General features: G+C 65.7%; 15 protein-coding genes. 10 read left to right on the top strand and 5 right to left on the bottom strand.

Translation table 11 applies throughout. The features are described 5' to 3' along the window. Nucleotides 1-129 precede the first annotated feature (129 nt). Genes AR540_RS22740 through AR540_RS22730 form a run of 3 tightly spaced genes read right to left on the bottom strand, consistent with a single transcriptional unit; the run spans nt 130 to nt 3,204 of the window. Nucleotides 130-2,124: a CHASE2 domain-containing protein gene (locus AR540_RS22740; RefSeq protein ID WP_059232242.1), complete on the bottom strand. Its 1,995-nt coding sequence runs from the start codon at nt 2,122-2,124 to the stop codon at nt 130-132. Nucleotides 2,125-2,134: 10 nt separating this feature from the next. Continuing rightward, nucleotides 2,135-2,761: an OmpA family protein gene (locus AR540_RS22735; protein WP_059232241.1), complete on the bottom strand. Its 627-nt coding sequence runs from the start codon at nt 2,759-2,761 to the stop codon at nt 2,135-2,137. Further along, the gene (locus AR540_RS22730) at nt 2,758-3,204 is read right to left on the bottom strand and encodes a FecR family protein (RefSeq protein ID WP_059232240.1); all 447 of its coding nucleotides are present in this window, start codon (nt 3,202-3,204) and stop codon (nt 2,758-2,760) included. The genes AR540_RS22735 and AR540_RS22730 overlap by 4 nt, the downstream gene beginning before the upstream one ends. Before the next feature lie 270 nt (nt 3,205-3,474). Between AR540_RS22730 and AR540_RS22725 the strand changes: the two genes are divergently transcribed. Next, nucleotides 3,475-4,041 (top strand): fructose-2,6-bisphosphatase, encoded by a 567-nt coding sequence (locus tag AR540_RS22725; RefSeq protein WP_059232239.1) that lies wholly within the window; start codon nt 3,475-3,477, stop codon nt 4,039-4,041. A gap of 6 nt (nt 4,042-4,047) precedes the next feature. Here AR540_RS22725 and AR540_RS22720 read toward each other — a convergent pair whose 3' ends face one another. Both AR540_RS22720 and AR540_RS22715 read right to left on the bottom strand, forming a co-directional pair. Further along, nucleotides 4,048-4,431: a DUF1090 domain-containing protein gene (locus AR540_RS22720; protein ID WP_059232238.1), complete on the bottom strand. Its 384-nt coding sequence runs from the start codon at nt 4,429-4,431 to the stop codon at nt 4,048-4,050. 83 nt (nt 4,432-4,514) lie between these two features. After that, nucleotides 4,515-5,324, bottom strand: coding sequence for an inositol monophosphatase family protein (locus tag AR540_RS22715; RefSeq protein ID WP_059232237.1), 810 nt, complete (start codon nt 5,322-5,324; stop codon nt 4,515-4,517). Between the two features lie 267 nt (nt 5,325-5,591). Between AR540_RS22715 and AR540_RS22710 the strand changes: the two genes are divergently transcribed. The 9 genes from AR540_RS22710 (at nt 5,592) to xylB (ending at nt 14,719) form a co-directional block, all read left to right on the top strand. Continuing rightward, on the top strand, nt 5,592-6,032 hold the full coding sequence (locus AR540_RS22710; protein WP_059232530.1) for a hypothetical protein: 441 nt from the start codon (nt 5,592-5,594) through the stop codon (nt 6,030-6,032). 174 nt (nt 6,033-6,206) lie between these two features. After that, nucleotides 6,207-6,437: a hypothetical protein gene (locus AR540_RS22705; RefSeq protein WP_059232236.1), complete on the top strand. Its 231-nt coding sequence runs from the start codon at nt 6,207-6,209 to the stop codon at nt 6,435-6,437. Nucleotides 6,438-6,594: 157 nt separating this feature from the next. Beyond that, nucleotides 6,595-6,912 carry a hypothetical protein gene (locus AR540_RS22700; RefSeq protein ID WP_059232235.1) on the top strand — a complete coding sequence of 106 codons (318 nt, stop codon included), beginning with the start codon at nt 6,595-6,597 and terminating at the stop codon, nt 6,910-6,912. Nucleotides 6,913-7,128: 216 nt separating this feature from the next. Further along, nucleotides 7,129-8,454: an ABC transporter substrate-binding protein gene (locus tag AR540_RS22695; RefSeq protein ID WP_059232234.1), complete on the top strand. Its 1,326-nt coding sequence runs from the start codon at nt 7,129-7,131 to the stop codon at nt 8,452-8,454. Between the two features lie 123 nt (nt 8,455-8,577). Further along, nucleotides 8,578-9,510 carry a carbohydrate ABC transporter permease gene (locus AR540_RS22690; RefSeq protein WP_059232233.1) on the top strand — a complete coding sequence of 311 codons (933 nt, stop codon included), beginning with the start codon at nt 8,578-8,580 and terminating at the stop codon, nt 9,508-9,510. 10 nt (nt 9,511-9,520) lie between these two features. Continuing rightward, a complete protein-coding gene (locus AR540_RS22685; protein ID WP_059232232.1) occupies nt 9,521-10,354 on the top strand; it encodes a carbohydrate ABC transporter permease in 834 nt (277 codons plus the stop codon). A gap of 157 nt (nt 10,355-10,511) precedes the next feature. Next, a complete protein-coding gene (locus AR540_RS22680) occupies nt 10,512-11,609 on the top strand; it encodes an ABC transporter ATP-binding protein (protein ID WP_059232231.1) in 1,098 nt (365 codons plus the stop codon). Between the two features lie 67 nt (nt 11,610-11,676). Then, on the top strand, nt 11,677-13,152 hold the full coding sequence (locus AR540_RS22675) for a mannitol dehydrogenase family protein (protein WP_059232230.1): 1,476 nt from the start codon (nt 11,677-11,679) through the stop codon (nt 13,150-13,152). A gap of 70 nt (nt 13,153-13,222) precedes the next feature. Next, on the top strand, nt 13,223-14,719 hold the full coding sequence (gene xylB, locus AR540_RS22670) for a xylulokinase (RefSeq protein ID WP_059232229.1): 1,497 nt from the start codon (nt 13,223-13,225) through the stop codon (nt 14,717-14,719). The last annotated feature ends 40 nt before the right edge of the window (nt 14,720-14,759 follow it).

Below are 14,759 nucleotides of genomic sequence, written 5' to 3'. Positions count from 1 at the left end.
CGGTGCTGCCTGTAGGCGCCTGGGTACCTTCACGTGCCGGTCACCTGGCGTTGGGGCGAACATTGCCGACATGCTCCCCTGGGTCCACTGCCGAAGGACTGTCGGGAGATCGCCGCCTGCAGGACTGGCTCAGAGCAGGCGGCGGGTGCCGCTGCTTTCGTCGCGGAAACGCTTGGCGATGGCCAGGATCTGCGGCTCGATGGCCAGGAAGGCATCCAGTATCCGCGGCTCGAAGGTACTGCCCCTTAGCCCACGCATGAGTTCCAGGGAGTGCTCGTGGCTGAAGGGCTCCTTGTAGCAACGCCGGCTGATCAGGGCGTCGTAGATGTCAGCCACCGCCATGATGCGCCCGGACAGGGGGATGTCGGTGCCGGCCAGCCCGTTGGGATAACCCGTGCCATCCCACTTTTCATGATGGGTACCGGCGATGTCGGCGGCGAGGGCGAGAAAGTTGTCGTCCTCCAGGTGGCTGGCGGTATTCAGGATGATCTGTCGACCGAACTCGGCGTGCTTCTGCATCACCGCCATTTCTTCCGCGGTGAGTCGACCAGGCTTCAGCAGGATGGCATCGGGTACCCCGACCTTGCCGATGTCGTGCAAGGGCGCGGAGAGGAACAGCAGCTGGATGTATTCCGGTGTCAGGAGGTCCGGATCCTGACCCGTGCGGCGCAACTCCTCGGCGATGGCGCGCACATAGTATTGGGTGCGCTTGATGTGGGCGCCGGTTTCGGGATCGCGGGTCTCGGCCACCGCGGCCATGGACTCGATGGTGACCTGGCGCGAGCGCTCCAGGCGCTTGCGCCAGCGTTGTTCGTGGCGCTGGGCAACCACGATCCGCGTCACCATGGCCAGCCCGGAGAGCACCACCACCAGCAGCAACGGGCCGGCCAGGGGCATGAAGATGCCATACGCGCCGAAGAGCCAGGTGCCGACCAGCAGGGGCGCGACGATCAGGGTGGTGGCCAGCAGCGCGAAGCGGCCCTGGCTGCGATTGACGAAGAAGCCGAACGACAGCAGCAGGCCGCAGAGCAGGCAGAGCGCCAGCTGCAACGGACCGGCGAACCGCGGGACCCGCACCAGGCTGGCGTCCAGCAGATCCTGGGCCAGGGCCGCCTGCAAGCGGGCGCCGGAAAAGACCTGCCCAAGTGCAGTGGTATGAAAATCGTTGAAGCCCGCCGCCGAGACGCCCACCAGCACGATCTTCCCACGGAGCGCGCCGTCCGGCAGGGCACCGCTGAGCACATCCAGCGCGGAAGAGCGCGGATAGCGCTCGGCATCGGCATTCAACCGCAGCAAGGCCTGGCCCTGATCGTCGATGGGCAGGCGCAGATGGCCGAGCAGCAGGCTCGGTCCGACGAAGCCGGACTCGATCACGCCGTGGGTCAAGCCGAGCGCCCGCATGGTGGCCGCCAGCGCCAGGCTCGGATGGACGATGCCCTGATGGCTCATGAGCAGGGGAACCCGGCGCACGACGCCGTCGCTGTCGCGTTGGCTGTTGATGAAGCCGCTGAATCGCGTCTGGCTGGCGATGGCGGGGATGCTGTCCAGCACGCCACTGGCCTCGGGCAGGTGGAGGGCATCGAGCGCCCCCTCGAAGCCGACGCCGGTACGCAGACCGCCGGTGACGGAGAAGCTTTTGTCCAGGGCGAAAAAGCGCGCGCCAACCGCCCCTACCTGGTCCATGACGTGCCCGAGGTAGCCGTCGTTGTCCTGCAGGTCCGCAGGCACGCCGGAAAAGCTCAGCTGCACGCCGAAATCGTCCTGGAAGGTCTGCTGCAACGCCTTGAGCGAGGTCCGGTCGGGCTCGCTGAAGAGGATGTCGACGGCAATCGCCGCCGGCTGGGCTTCGGCGACCCGGCTCAACAGTTCGGCTACCCGATAGCGCGGCCAGGGCCATTGGCCGAGGGCCGCGAGGCTGGCCTCATCGATGCTGACCACCTGGACCCGGGTAGCGTCCCGGTCCAGCGTGAAGAACCGGCTGAGCTGGTCGTAGGAGAGACGATTGAGATGCTGCAGCGGAGCGACGTCGAGCAAGGCGCCCACGCCGAAGACCAGAGACAGCCCGAGACTGAGGGCGAACATCCAGGGTGCCCGGCGACGCAGCACGGAGGCGACGGAATTCATGCATCGGCCTCTAGAGGATCAGGATCTCGACCCGTCGATTGCGCGGTTCGGACTTACCAGGGCGAGAGGGCACCAGCGGAACCTTGTCGCCAAAGAATTCGACGTTGATGGGCAACCTGGGGTCGAGGCGCTGGAGCAAACCGGCGACCTTGCGCGCACGCTGGGCGGACAGGTCGAGGTTGTAGGCGGCGGTGCCGGACGCATCGGCATGACCGAACACCGAAATCTCGGTGGGCATCCGCTGGCGCGCCGTCTCCAACACCTCGGGCAGCAGTGCCTTGGATTGCGCGGTGAGCTCCATGCTGTCGGACAGGAAATTGAGGACGAACGTCCGGGGTGGCGAGGGCTCGGCGGCGAGGACCATGCGGTGCTGCTGCTCGAAGGTCGCCCGTTCCACTGCACGGGATGGCGCCGGCGCCGTTCCCGGCCCGTTGACGGTGACCTCGGCGAACCCCTGGTCCAGCGCCTGCTGCCCGGCAGCATTGGCGATCGAGACCGCACCGACGTGGCCGTCGGCGTCAGGCAGCAGAACCACGCGGGTCTGGGGCTGACTGGCGCAGCCCACCGTCAGCAGGGCCAGCAGCAGGACGCCGGCCAGGCGACCACGGGATGACGGCCCGGATAAGGAAGCCTTCATTGTGCCTGGACCAGGAAACGGGTGCCGCGCACGCCGATGGTGGCGGTGGGTGTCTCGATCTTCACCGATTCCGGGGCAACCTTGCCGATCTTGCCGGAGGAGTAGATCGCCGCCCCCTTGTGCAGATAGAGCGAAAAGCCATAGTGGCTGCTGCGCGGCTCGAAGACGTAATCCCGCAGCTGGATATCGGCGCCGCTGCCCAGGGTGAGCAAGGTGCCATCGATGAAAACGATGGCGGCGGTAGCCTCGGGCCCGGCCTGCAGGCGATCCGAGACCTGCAGGGTGTCGCCGGCGTGGGCGTCGAGGGTCGTCGCCTGACGCACTATCCTGACGCTACCGGACACGCTCTTGATCAACGCCACATGGCCGTCTTCGGCAGCGAACAGGGGGGTTGCCAACATCCACAGCGGGAGCAACAGCGAAGCGAACAAAGGTCTTCTCATGGCGTCCTTGTCCCAAGACAGAGGGGCTCGGCACGGCTCGCGGGCTTGGGCCCTGACCGGCGGAGAGCCAAGAGTCTGGCTGGGACAGCAATCCGGAGACAGCCTCTATGTCGCCATTTTCGTGATGCATATCACTTTTTATAGTTAAAAAAGCCAAGCGGCAAGCCGAAGGGCACGAGTGGCAACCTGCCATCATCGCCAGGTTCATGCCGGTTCGAGACGAAAACCCGCGGCTGCGGTCTAGAGTCCATCTTTTCCAAGGCAGGCGTCATGCATATCATCCTGGTCCGTCACGGCAAACCCGACCTTTCCAGCAAGGCCCGCTGCACGCCCCGGGAGATGAAGGAGTGGGTAGCCCGCTATCAGCAGGCCCCGGTACCCGGCGACCGGGTGCCGGCCGAGACCCGCCAGCTGGCGCAGCAGGCGGGCCAGGTCCTGAGCAGCCCGATCAGTCGTTGCGTGCGTTCGCTGGAGTATCTGGTAGGACACGCGAACAGTCCCACCGATGAGGTCTATGCGGAAGCGCACCTACCCTATCTGGAACTGGACGTACCCCGGCTACCGGTGAAGGCCTGGCGCCTGCTGTTTCGCTCGGCGTGGTTTTTGGGCTTCGCCGCCCACACCGAGTCCATCGGCAGGTCGTCCGTGCGGGCGAGCGAGGCGGCCGAGCGACTGATCGAACTGGCCGAGCGGCATGGTTCGGTACTGCTGATGGGCCACGGGATCATGAACGTACTGATCGCCTGGCAGCTGCGCAAACGCGGCTGGCGTGGCCCCCTGCATCTGCTGTTGAAGGACTATTGGCAACCGAGCACCTATCGCCAGGACCAGCGCTGAAGCCACTCAGCGCTGCAGCTCGGCACGCGCCTCCGCCAATTCTCGGCGAGCGTCACGCAGTTTGTCGGTGCGCTTCTGGATCTTGTCGGCGTCGCCCTCGGCGCGTGCCTCCCGCAACTCCCGCTCGCGCTCGCCGACCTGGCGGAGTTTCTCCTGGATGTCGTCGAGACGCTGCTGTCGCAGCCCCTTGTCGGTACAGTTCGCCCGCACCTGGCTCAGCGCCTGGCGCAGCCCCGCCACGCGCCCGCTGTTGCCTTGGGCCTCGGCCGTGGCGATCTGGCGCTCCAGGTCGAGCCGTTTCGCGGCGCATCCCTTGGCCTCGGCCGCGTGGGCCCCGCCGGGCAACACCAACACGGTAGCCAACAGCGTACCCATCAGCCTGGCGTTCATCTTCGTCTCCCATTGCCCTGTTCCAGGCTTGGACCTGCTCCCGTAGCGATCATCCTGCAAACGGCAGCAGGTGGCCGGCGCGTTCAGCCGTCCAGCGAGGGACCGACCAGGGCGGCGAGCTGGTCGTAGACGCCCGGCGCCGCGACCAGCAGCGGATTGCCATTGACCAGGCCGTCGTTGCGCAGGAAGGCATTGTGGCGGCCGCCCGCCTCCTGGATGAGGACCAGACCGGCCAGGCAATCCCAACCATGGATCAGGGTTTCGTAGTAGCCGATCAGGCGTCCGGCCGCCACGTAGGCGGTCATCAGCGCCCCCGAGCCATTGCGGAAGAACTGGCCGCCCTCGGCCAGCAGGCCGGTAACGAAGGGCAGGAAGTGTTCCTTGCCGCGGCGGTGGGTGGTGCCCAGGCCGGTGAGTCCCTGGCGGATGTCGGTGGCGGCGTGGACGCGCAGCGGCTGGTCGTTGACGAAGGCGCCGTGGCCGCGCAGACCATGGAAGAGTTCGTCGTGATTGGGGTCGGCGATGGCCCCGAGCAGCGGCTCGCCGTCATGCATCAGACCGATGGAGACGCACCAGTTGTGCAGGCCGTTGAGAAAGGGCGCGGTGCCGTCGATGGGGTCTATGACCCACAGGTAAGGCGCAGCGAGATCCGTGGCACCGCCCTCCTCGCCTAGCAGGCCGTCTGCGGGGAAACGCTCGCTCAGGCGCTGGCGGATCAGCTCTTCCAGGGTCTTGTCGGCGATGCTGACAACGTCCTGCAGGTCGTCGCCCTTGTGGTCCACCTGGAGGGCGCCACGCTGACGATAGAAGTCGAGGCCACGCTGAGCCGCCTCCCGGGCGATTTCCTGGACGGCGAGGTAGCGGGCGGCGATGGCGGGGTCGAGGCTGGTCATGGGCGTTCCTGTGGCTGTAAAGAGATCAGGGTGCCAGCTCGACGCAGGGAAAAGAATCCCTCGCCGGCCGAGAGGCCGTGCAACGGAGCGGTCCAGCTGGCGGCGGCCCTGAAGTCGGACTCAAGGGCATGGTCACTCCCATGTCATCTCCCTGTTGCAGGCTGTCGGTTACTCGTAGTCGATACGGCGAAATGCGTCGGTGGATCGCACCAAATCCGCTGACAGCCGGTCAGAACCCTTGAGCGCTCGATGTACCCGGAGGACGCCATGACCGCCCAGACTTCGCTTTTCCAAGGCAATGGTCAGCTGCAGCAGCTGCGCCGATTGATTCCCAGACAGCACTTCGAATGCCTGGAGCGCTATCTCGAGCTGCTGGCGAAAGAGTTTCCCCTGTTCGATCATCCTCCGTTGGTCATCGACTGCCCGGTGGCCGAAGGCCTGGAAAACCTCGGTATCCGCGCCTTCCAATGGCAGGGCGTGTGTGACATGCCGCAGCGGATGGCCTTGGGCAGCGCCTTGATGGGCGAAGGTTTCAAAGCCCAGTCCAGCACGCCGGAGTACACCCTCTATCTGAACCCGCAGGGCGAAAAGGTGCTGCTGCGCCAGGAGTCCCAGGCCGGTCAGACGCTGCTGAGCCTAGTGTCCGACAGCCGGACGCTGTTCGCCTATTTGGCCGCCAAGCACAGCGAAGCCAGTCCGGTTTGCTGAGCCTTCGGCACCTGCTACATACCGGATCACCAGCGGCGTGACGCCTTTACGATCCGGAGCGGGAAGCCAGTCACATTTGCGCGTTAAGGTCTAACTATTCGGGAACCAATCTCCCAGGGGAGTGGTAGATTCGGACTTCGGATCTACCAGGAGACCCAAGGAATGGGAATTCATATGCTGGTCACCCCCCTCGCCTTGCTGGCTACCTTCGGTGCCCAGGCCGCTTCCTTCCCCATGCTGCCGCCGCCCAAGCTCGCGGAACTCAGCCTGAAGGTCACCACTCCCGCCCATCCTCTCGCTCCGGCTACCGATTCGCGTACGGCAAGCGACAGAGCCGTCGGAGCAGACGCTCGCTGGCTCAACGAACGCCAGCCGCTCGCCCAGGAGCGGCGCTGGGTCTTTTGATGCCCACCCGAGGTGCGCCTGCCAGGCGCCGACGAATGACGCGGCACTGCGCTGCATTTTCGTGCGCCGGTGGGAATGAATCGGCTTTTCGCAGGTCCGTCTGGTTCTGTAGGCAGCTTATTCGACTGCCTTTTTGACGTGTCCCTCCGGAGCTGCCATGAAACGCCTCTCTCTCGTTCTGATGCTCGCCGTCCTGTCGGGCTGCAGCTCGACGCCGCCTTCGCCACCGGCCGATCCCTCCCAGTTCGGCGGTCGGACCCAGGAGCAGCTCCGGCAGAGTTTCGGCACGCCCCAGCATGTCTCGCAACTGGACTCCCTGGTGGTCTACGAGTACCGCAACCTGCGCGCACCGGGCAGTCCCTCGAACGTCTACTCCTTCCTCCTGGAGAACGAGCGGGTGATCGAGTCCACGCCCGGCACTCTGCAGCTGTATCGCGAGGACGGCATCACCAAGGTCAAGGCCGAACGTCTCTGACGCACGCGGGGACGACGAGGTTCCGGCACCCGGCTCCCCACGGAACGTGGTGCAAAAAAGTATAGCTTTTGGTGTCTTCGAGCATTTGTTTCCCGCGCGGCATCGGGCTGTAATCCCTCCATGGCTTCCGCTGCAAGGCCGTCACCACGGGCTGCGCGGTGGGTTACAACAACAAGAAAGACGTCCGCTGCTTTTGCACAGGACGCGGAGTGCACGATGAAAACAACACCCAGAGCGCTTTTGTTGTCCGCGGTCACCCTCTCTGCCGGCCTCACCTTCTCGTTATCACTGCAGGCCGCCGAGACGGTCACCATCGCCACGGTCAACAACAGCGACATGATCCGCATGCAGCGGCTGTCGAAGACCTTCGAAGAACAGCATCCGGACATCAAGCTCAACTGGGTGGTACTCGAAGAGAACGTCCTGCGCCAGCGCCTGACCACCGACATCGCCACCCAGGGCGGCCAGTTCGACGTCCTCACCATCGGCATGTACGAAACCGGCCTCTGGGGCGCCCAGAACTGGCTGGAGCCGATGAAGGATCTGCCCGCCAATTACGACCTGGAAGACCTCTTCCCCTCCGTGCGTGAGGGCCTGTCGGTCAAGGGCACCCTCTATGCCCTGCCCTTCTACGCCGAAAGCTCCATCACCTATTACCGCAAGGATCTGTTCCAGCAGGCCGGCCTGACCATGCCCGCCCAGCCCACCTGGACGCAGATCGCCGAATTCGCCGGCAAGCTGCACCAGCCGGACAAGGACCAATACGGTCTCTGCCTGAGGGGCAAGGCCGGCTGGGGCGAGAACATGGCGCTGGTCACCACCATGGCCAACGCCTTCGGCGCGCGCTGGTTCGACGAGAAGTGGCAGCCGGAATTCACCGGTCCGGAATGGACCGCGGCGGCCAACTACTACGTCACCAACATGAAGAAGTACGGCCCGCCCGGCGCGTCCAGCAATGGCTTCAACGAGAACCTGGCGCTGTTCAACAGCGGCAAGTGCGCCATCTGGGTCGATGCCAGCGTGGCCGGCTCCTTCACCATGGACAAGAGCCAGAGCAAGGTCGCCGACAGCGTCGGCTTCGCCGCCTCGCCGCGGGAGGTCACCGACAAGGGCTCGTCCTGGCTGTACGCCTGGTCGCTGGGCATCCCGGCGACGTCCAAACACAAGGATGCGGCCAAGACCTTCGTGACCTGGGCCACCTCCAAGGACTACGCCAAACTGGTAGCGGACAAGGACGGCATCGCCAACGTGCCGCCGGGCACCCGCAAGTCCACCTACAGCCAGGCCTACATGGATGCGGCGCCCTTCGCCAAGGTCTCTCTGGAGATGCTGCAGCATGCCGATCCGGCGCATCCTTCGGCCAAGCCGGTGCCCTATGTCGGCATTCAGTACGTGACCATTCCCGAGTTCCAGGCCATCGGCACCTCGGTGGGCAAGCTGTTCGCCGCCGCCCTCACCGGACAGATGGGCGTCGAGCAGGCCCTGCAGGCCGCACAGCAGTCCACTGCCCGGGAAATGAAACGCGCCGGCTATCCCAAGTAATCCTCGGCGCCGGGTACCGCCGCACGCGATCACCCGGCTTCGCGGCTTTCCCCGCCTGACCCGCCCCCTGGCTTCACGCGATGCCAGGGACCCGCCTCGGCCCCCGCCTTGCGGAGCATCGCCATGCAGACTTCCACGCTCAAGACGCCCGTCGTCGATACCCCCACCGCCCCTGTGCGCCGTCAACGTCGCCGCACCAGCCCGGGCTGGTTCCTGATCAGCCCCTCGGTCGCCCTGCTGCTGGTGTGGATGCTGGTGCCCCTGGGCATGACCATCTGGTTCTCGCTGATCCGCTACAACCTGCTGTATCCCGGCGAGCACGCCTTCGTCGGCCTGGAAAATTTCGAATACTTCGTCACCGATGCCGGCTTCTGGCCCGGCATGACCAACACCCTGTTGCTGGTGGGCAGCGTCCTGGCGATCAGCGTGGTGTTCGGCGTGCTGATCTCGGCGCTGCTGGAGGCCAGCGAATTCTTCGGCCGCGGCATCGTGCGGGTTCTGCTGATCTCGCCCTTCTTCATCATGCCCACGGTCAGCGCCCTGATCTGGAAGAACCTGATCTTCCACCCGGTCTCCGGCATCCTCGCCGCGGTGTGGAAGCTGTTCGGCGCCACCCCGGTGGACTGGCTGGCCAGCCATCCGCTGCTCTCGATCATCCTGATCGTCTCCTGGCAGTGGCTGCCCTTCGCCATTCTCATCCTGATGACCGCCATGCAGTCGCTGGACCAGGAGCAGAAGGAAGCGGCCCGCCTGGACGGCGCCGGTCCGCTCGCGATCTTCTGGCACCTGACCCTGCCACACCTGGCGCGGCCCATCGCCGTGGTGGTGATGATCGAGACCATCTTCCTGCTGTCGGTATTCGCCGAGATCTACACCACCACCAGTGGCGGTCCGGGCTTCGCCTCCACCAACCTCGCCTACCTGATCTACAACCAGGCCCTGCTGCAGTTCGACGTCGGCCTGGCCTCCGCCGGCGGCCTGATCGCCGTGCTCATCGCCAACATCGCCGCCATCATCCTGGTGCGGATGCTCGGCAAGAACCTGACCCAACAGTGAGGACCCTGACATGCTGACGCTCAAGCAATCCCGGCGCCTGCAGAGCCTGCTGCTGGGCCTGCTCGCCTGGCTGGTGGCGCTGCTGCTGTTCTTCCCGATCTTCTGGATGGTGCTGACCAGCTTCAAGACCGAGATCGACGCCTTCGCCACGCCGCCGCAATTCTTCTTCATGCCGACGCTGGAGAACTACCTGACCATCCAGGCGCGCAGCGACTATTTCCACTTCGCGCTGAATTCGGTGGTGATCTCCTTCGGCGCTACCTTCATCAGCCTGCTGCTGGCCTTGCCGGCGGCCTACTCCATGGCCTTCCACGAGACCCGCCACACCCAGCGCCTGCTGCTGTGGATGCTCTCCACCAAGATGCTGCCGGCGGTTGGCGTACTGGTCCCCATCTACCTGCTGGCCAAGCAGTTCGAGGTGCTGGACAGCAAGCTGCTGCTGATCGCCGTCTACACCCTGATCAACCTGCCCATCGTGGTCTGGATGGTCTACACCTACTTCAAGGACATCCCCAAGGACATCCTCGAGGCGGCGCGCCTGGATGGCGCCACCACCTACCAGGAGATCGTCCGGGTGCTGCTGCCGATCGCCAAGGGCGGTATCGCTTCGACCATGCTGCTGTCGCTGATCCTGTGCTGGAACGAGGCCTTCTGGTCGCTGAACCTGACCTCCTCCAACGCAGCGCCCCTCACCGCGCTGATCGCCTCCTACTCCAGCCCCCAGGGCCTGTTCTGGGCCAAGCTTTCCGCCGTCTCGACCCTGGCCTGCGCACCCATCCTGATCTTCGGCTGGATCAGCCAGAAACAACTGGTACGCGGCCTGTCCTTCGGCGCCGTGAAATGAGCCGTCGCTGCGCTACTGCGCTTGCCGATCCGGCGTCGGAAGGTCGCTCGAAATGCTCATTTACACTCGTAAACTGCGCTTTCTCGCGACCTTCCTCCTTGTCTCGCCTTCGCTCGCGACGCGCAGCGACGGCTCATATAACAAGAGGATTCCCATCATGGCCAATCTGAAAATCCGCAGCCTGCGCAAGGGCTTCGATGCCATCGAGATCATCAAGGGCGTCGACCTGGACATCAACGACCGCGAATTCGTGGTCTTCGTCGGCCCGTCCGGCTGCGGCAAGTCCACCCTGCTGCGGCTCATCGCCGGCCTGGAAGAGGTCACCAGCGGCACCCTGGAACTGGACGGGCGCGACATCACCGAGGTCTCGCCGGCCAAGCGTGATCTCGCCATGGTGTTCCAGACCTACGCCCTCTATCCGCACATGAGCGTGCGCAAGAACCTGTCCTTCGCCCTGGACCTGGCCAGGGTCGACAAGCAGGAAGTGGAGCGCAAGGTCAGCGATGCCGCGCGCATCCTCGAACTCACGCCCCTGCTGGAGCGCAAGCCGCGCCAGCTTTCCGGTGGCCAGCGCCAGCGGGTGGCCATCGGCCGCGCCATCGTCCGCCAGCCGAAGATCTTCCTGTTCGACGAACCCCTCTCCAACCTGGACGCCGCCCTGCGCGTACAGATGCGCCTGGAACTGGCGCGCCTGCACCAGGAACTGCAGGCCACCATGATCTACGTGACCCACGACCAGGTGGAAGCCATGACCCTGGCGACCAAGGTGGTGGTGCTCAACGGTGGCCGCATCGAACAGGTCGGTTCGCCGCTGGAGCTCTATCACCACCCGGCCAACCTCTTCGTCGCCGGCTTCCTCGGCACGCCAAAGATGGCCTTCCTCAAGGGCCAGGTGGCCGCCACCGACGCCCAGGGCGTCGAGGTCACGCTGGATGCCGGGCCGCGGCTGCGCCTGCCGCGGCGTGGCGATGGCCTCGCGGTCGGCAGCCCGGTGACCCTGGGCATCCGCCCCGAACACCTGCGCCTGGCCACCGACGGCCAGCTGCCGGTGATCACCGACGTGGCCGAACGGTTGGGCAGCGACACCTACTGTCACATGGTCACCGAAGCCGAGGAGCCGCTGACCGTGCGCGTGCCGGGCGACTGCGCGGTGGCCTATGGCGAACGCCAGCGCCTGGCGCTGGATGTGGAGTTCTGCCACCTGTTCGATGACCAGGGCCGCGCCGTGGCGCCGCTGCTGCGCCAAGCCGCCTGACCCCTCTCCCCTTTCCTGCCCCGGCGCCTTGCGCGCACCCGGGGCGTCGCCTTGCAGGATCGCCATCGTGAAACTCAATCGCCAGCATCTCGAACAACTTCCCGACTACATCGCCAAGCCCGGCTACGCCGCCTGCCAGTTGCGCCAGGGCATCGTCCACATCGGCGTCGGCGGCTTCCACCGTGCGCACCAGGCCATCTACACCGAGGCCCTGCTCAGCCAGGGCCGCGACCTGGACTGGAGCATCTGCGGCGTCGGCCTGCGCGCCGAAGACCGCGCCATGCGTGATGCACTGGCCGGCCAGGATTACCTCTACACCCAGGTGGTGCTGGCCGATGAGCCGGACACCGAGGTGCGCGTCGTCGGCGCCATCAGCGGCATGCTGCTGGCCGAGGACGGCACCCAGACGCTGATCGACAAGCTGGCCCACCCCAGCACCCGCATCGTCTCCCTCACCATCACCGAGGGCGGCTACTGCATGGATGACAGCACCGGCGAATTCAACTTCAAGCTGCCGCTGATCCAACACGACCTGCAGCATCCGGGTGATCCGCGCAGCGTCTTCGGCTTCCTGCTGGCGGCCCTGGCCAAGCGCCGCGCCGAGGGCACCGGGCCCTTCACCGTGATGTCCTGCGACAACCTCCCGCACAATGGCCAGGTCACCCGCAAGGCGCTGCTGGCCTATGCCGCCCTGGTGGACGAAGAGCTGCACGGCTGGATCGCCGAGCACGTCAGCTTCCCCAATGCCATGGTCGATCGCATCACGCCCATGACCAGCGCGGCCCATCGCGAGGCGCTGCTGGCCGAACACGGCATCGAGGACGCCTGGCCGGTGGTCTGCGAGCCCTTCCTGCAATGGGTGCTGGAAGACAAATTCGTCGCCGGCCGTCCGGCCTGGCAGGACGTCGGCGTGCAGTTCACCGACGACGTCACCCCCTACGAGGAGATGAAGATCAAGCTGCTCAACGGCAGCCACCTGGCACTCACCTACCTGGGCTTCCTCAAGGGCTACCGCTTCGTCCACGAGACCATGGCCGATCCCCTGTTCGTGCGCTACATCCGCACCTACATGGATGAAGACGTCACGCCCCAGCTGGCGCCGGTGCCCGGTATCGACCTCACCGACTACAAGGACACCCTGATCGAGCGCTTCTCCAACCGCGCCATCGCCGACCAGTTGGAGCGGGTCTGCTCCGATGGCTCGTCGAAGTTTCCCAAGTTCACCGTGCCGACCATCAACCGGCTGATCGAAGACGGCCAGGACCTGGACCGCGCCGCCCTGGTGGTGGCCGCCTGGGCGGTCTATCTGCGCGGCGTGGACGAGACCGGGGCGACCTATCGCATCCCCGATCCGCGCGCCAACTACTGCGAGGAACTGGTGCAGGATCAGAAGAACCTCACCGAGCGCCTGCTGGGCGCCGAGGAAATCTTTGGCAAGCACATCCCGAAATCCGCGGCCTTCGTTGCCGCCTTCGAACGGCAGCTGTACAACTTGCGTACCCATGGGGTCAGCACGACGCTACAGACCCTGCTAGGCGACTAGGCTTCGGTGAAAACTGCCCGCATCGGCGATTTTTCCGACCGGCCCCAACAACAATAAGGAGCGGCCAGGCATGAAGTTTCTCGGGATAGACTGCGGCACCCAGGGCACCAAGGCGGTGATCCTGGATGCCGAGCGTGGCGTGGTACTGGGTGAAGGCAGTGCGCCTCATCCCTTGACCGAGGGCGCCAATGGCCGCCGCGAGCAGAATCCGGCGGACTGGATCAGGGCATTGGTGGCGGCCACCCGCGCCGCCCTGGTCCAGGCCGGCAGCGATGGCCAGGACATCCTCGGCCTCGGCGTCTCCGGCCAGCAGCACGGCCTGGTGCTGCTCGACGACAGCGGCAAGGTGCTGCGTCCGGCCAAGCTCTGGTGCGACACCGAATCCACCCCGGAAAACCAGCGGCTGCTGGAATACCTGGGCGGTGTGGAGGGCTCCATCGAGCGCCTGGGCCTGGCCATCGCTCCGGGCTATACCGTCTCCAAGCTGCTCTGGACCAAGGAGCAGCACCCGGAGGTATTCGCCCAGATCGCCCAGGTGCTGTTGCCCCACGATTACCTCAACTTCTGGCTGACCGGACGGGCCGTGGCCGAGTATGGCGATGCCTCGGGCACCGGCTATTTCAATGTGCGTACGCGCCAGTACGACCTGGAACTGCTGCGCCATATCGACCCCAGCGGTCGCCTGGAGCGCGCCCTGCCGGCGCTGATCGAAGCCGACCAGCCGGTCGGCCGCCTGCGCCCGGAAGTCGCCAGCCAACTGGGTATCAATCCCCGGGCGCTGGTGTCCAGTGGCGGTGGCGACAACATGATGGGTGCCCTGGGCACCGGTAACAGCCGCGCTGGCCAGATCACCCTGAGCCTGGGCACCTCGGGCACCCTCTATGGCTACTCGGACGAGCCCCGTATCAGCGAGCATTCGGCGGTGGCCGGTTTCTGCTCGTCCAACGGTGGCTGGCTGCCACTGATCTGCACCATGAACCTGACCAACGCCAGCGGTCAGCTTTGCGAACTGCTGGGTCTGGATCTCGCCGAATTCACCCGCCTGGTGGCAGAGTCGCCGGTCGGCGCCGAGGGGGTGCTGATGCTGCCCTTCCTCAATGGCGAACGGGTGCCAGCGCTACCCACTGCCACCGCCAGCCTGCACGGTCTCACCGCCACCAACCTGACTCGCGCCAACCTGTGCCGGGCGGTGGTCGAGGGAGTGAGCTTCGCCCTGAGGTACGGCTTCGACCTGCTGCGCGACCTGGGCATGCCCGGTGACACCCTGAGACTTATCGGCGGCGGCGCCAGGAGTCCGGTGTGGCGCCAGTTGATCGCCGACCTGATGAATACACCGGTGGTCTGCCCGGTCCACGGCGAAGCCGCAGCCTTGGGCGGCGCGCTACAGGCCGCCTGGTGCTGGAGTCGTGAGCAAGGCCGACCGGAATCCCTGGACAGCCTCACCGAGCGCTGCGTGCATCTGGACCCGGCCAGCCGTGCCGAACCGGATACCGCCCGCGTCGCCCAGTACGAGGCGGCCTATCAGCGCTATCGGCGGCAGTTGCGTGAGAGCTACGGGATAGCCTAGCGCCGGGATGCGGTGGAGCACGCCACCTGCCACCCAGGCC

Source organism: Pseudomonas sp. EpS/L25 (genome assembly GCF_001512295.1).
Classification (GTDB): Bacteria; Pseudomonadota; Gammaproteobacteria; order Pseudomonadales; family Pseudomonadaceae; genus Chryseomonas.
Note: the sequence above shows the minus strand (reverse complement) of the source record. Positions and strands in the feature narration are given on the sequence as shown.

Bases quoted from the DNA above. Each gene is read 5' to 3' on its own strand.
- AR540_RS22740 (WP_059232242.1), bottom strand. From the start codon at position 2,124: ATGAATTCCGTCGCCTCCGTGCTGCGTCGCCGGGCACCCTGGATGTTC.
- AR540_RS22735 (WP_059232241.1), bottom strand. From the start codon at position 2,761: ATGAAGGCTTCCTTATCCGGGCCGTCATCCCGTGGTCGCCTGGCCGGC.
- AR540_RS22730 (WP_059232240.1), bottom strand. From the start codon at position 3,204: ATGAGAAGACCTTTGTTCGCTTCGCTGTTGCTCCCGCTGTGGATGTTG.
- AR540_RS22725 (WP_059232239.1), top strand. From the start codon at position 3,475: ATGCATATCATCCTGGTCCGTCACGGCAAACCCGACCTTTCCAGCAAG.
- AR540_RS22720 (WP_059232238.1), bottom strand. From the start codon at position 4,431: ATGAACGCCAGGCTGATGGGTACGCTGTTGGCTACCGTGTTGGTGTTG.
- AR540_RS22715 (WP_059232237.1), bottom strand. From the start codon at position 5,324: ATGACCAGCCTCGACCCCGCCATCGCCGCCCGCTACCTCGCCGTCCAG.
- AR540_RS22710 (WP_059232530.1), top strand. From the start codon at position 5,592: ATGACCGCCCAGACTTCGCTTTTCCAAGGCAATGGTCAGCTGCAGCAG.
- AR540_RS22705 (WP_059232236.1), top strand. From the start codon at position 6,207: ATGCTGGTCACCCCCCTCGCCTTGCTGGCTACCTTCGGTGCCCAGGCC.
- AR540_RS22700 (WP_059232235.1), top strand. From the start codon at position 6,595: ATGAAACGCCTCTCTCTCGTTCTGATGCTCGCCGTCCTGTCGGGCTGC.
- AR540_RS22695 (WP_059232234.1), top strand. From the start codon at position 7,129: ATGAAAACAACACCCAGAGCGCTTTTGTTGTCCGCGGTCACCCTCTCT.
- AR540_RS22690 (WP_059232233.1), top strand. From the start codon at position 8,578: ATGCAGACTTCCACGCTCAAGACGCCCGTCGTCGATACCCCCACCGCC.
- AR540_RS22685 (WP_059232232.1), top strand. From the start codon at position 9,521: ATGCTGACGCTCAAGCAATCCCGGCGCCTGCAGAGCCTGCTGCTGGGC.
- AR540_RS22680 (WP_059232231.1), top strand. From the start codon at position 10,512: ATGGCCAATCTGAAAATCCGCAGCCTGCGCAAGGGCTTCGATGCCATC.
- xylB (WP_059232229.1), top strand. From the start codon at position 13,223: ATGAAGTTTCTCGGGATAGACTGCGGCACCCAGGGCACCAAGGCGGTG.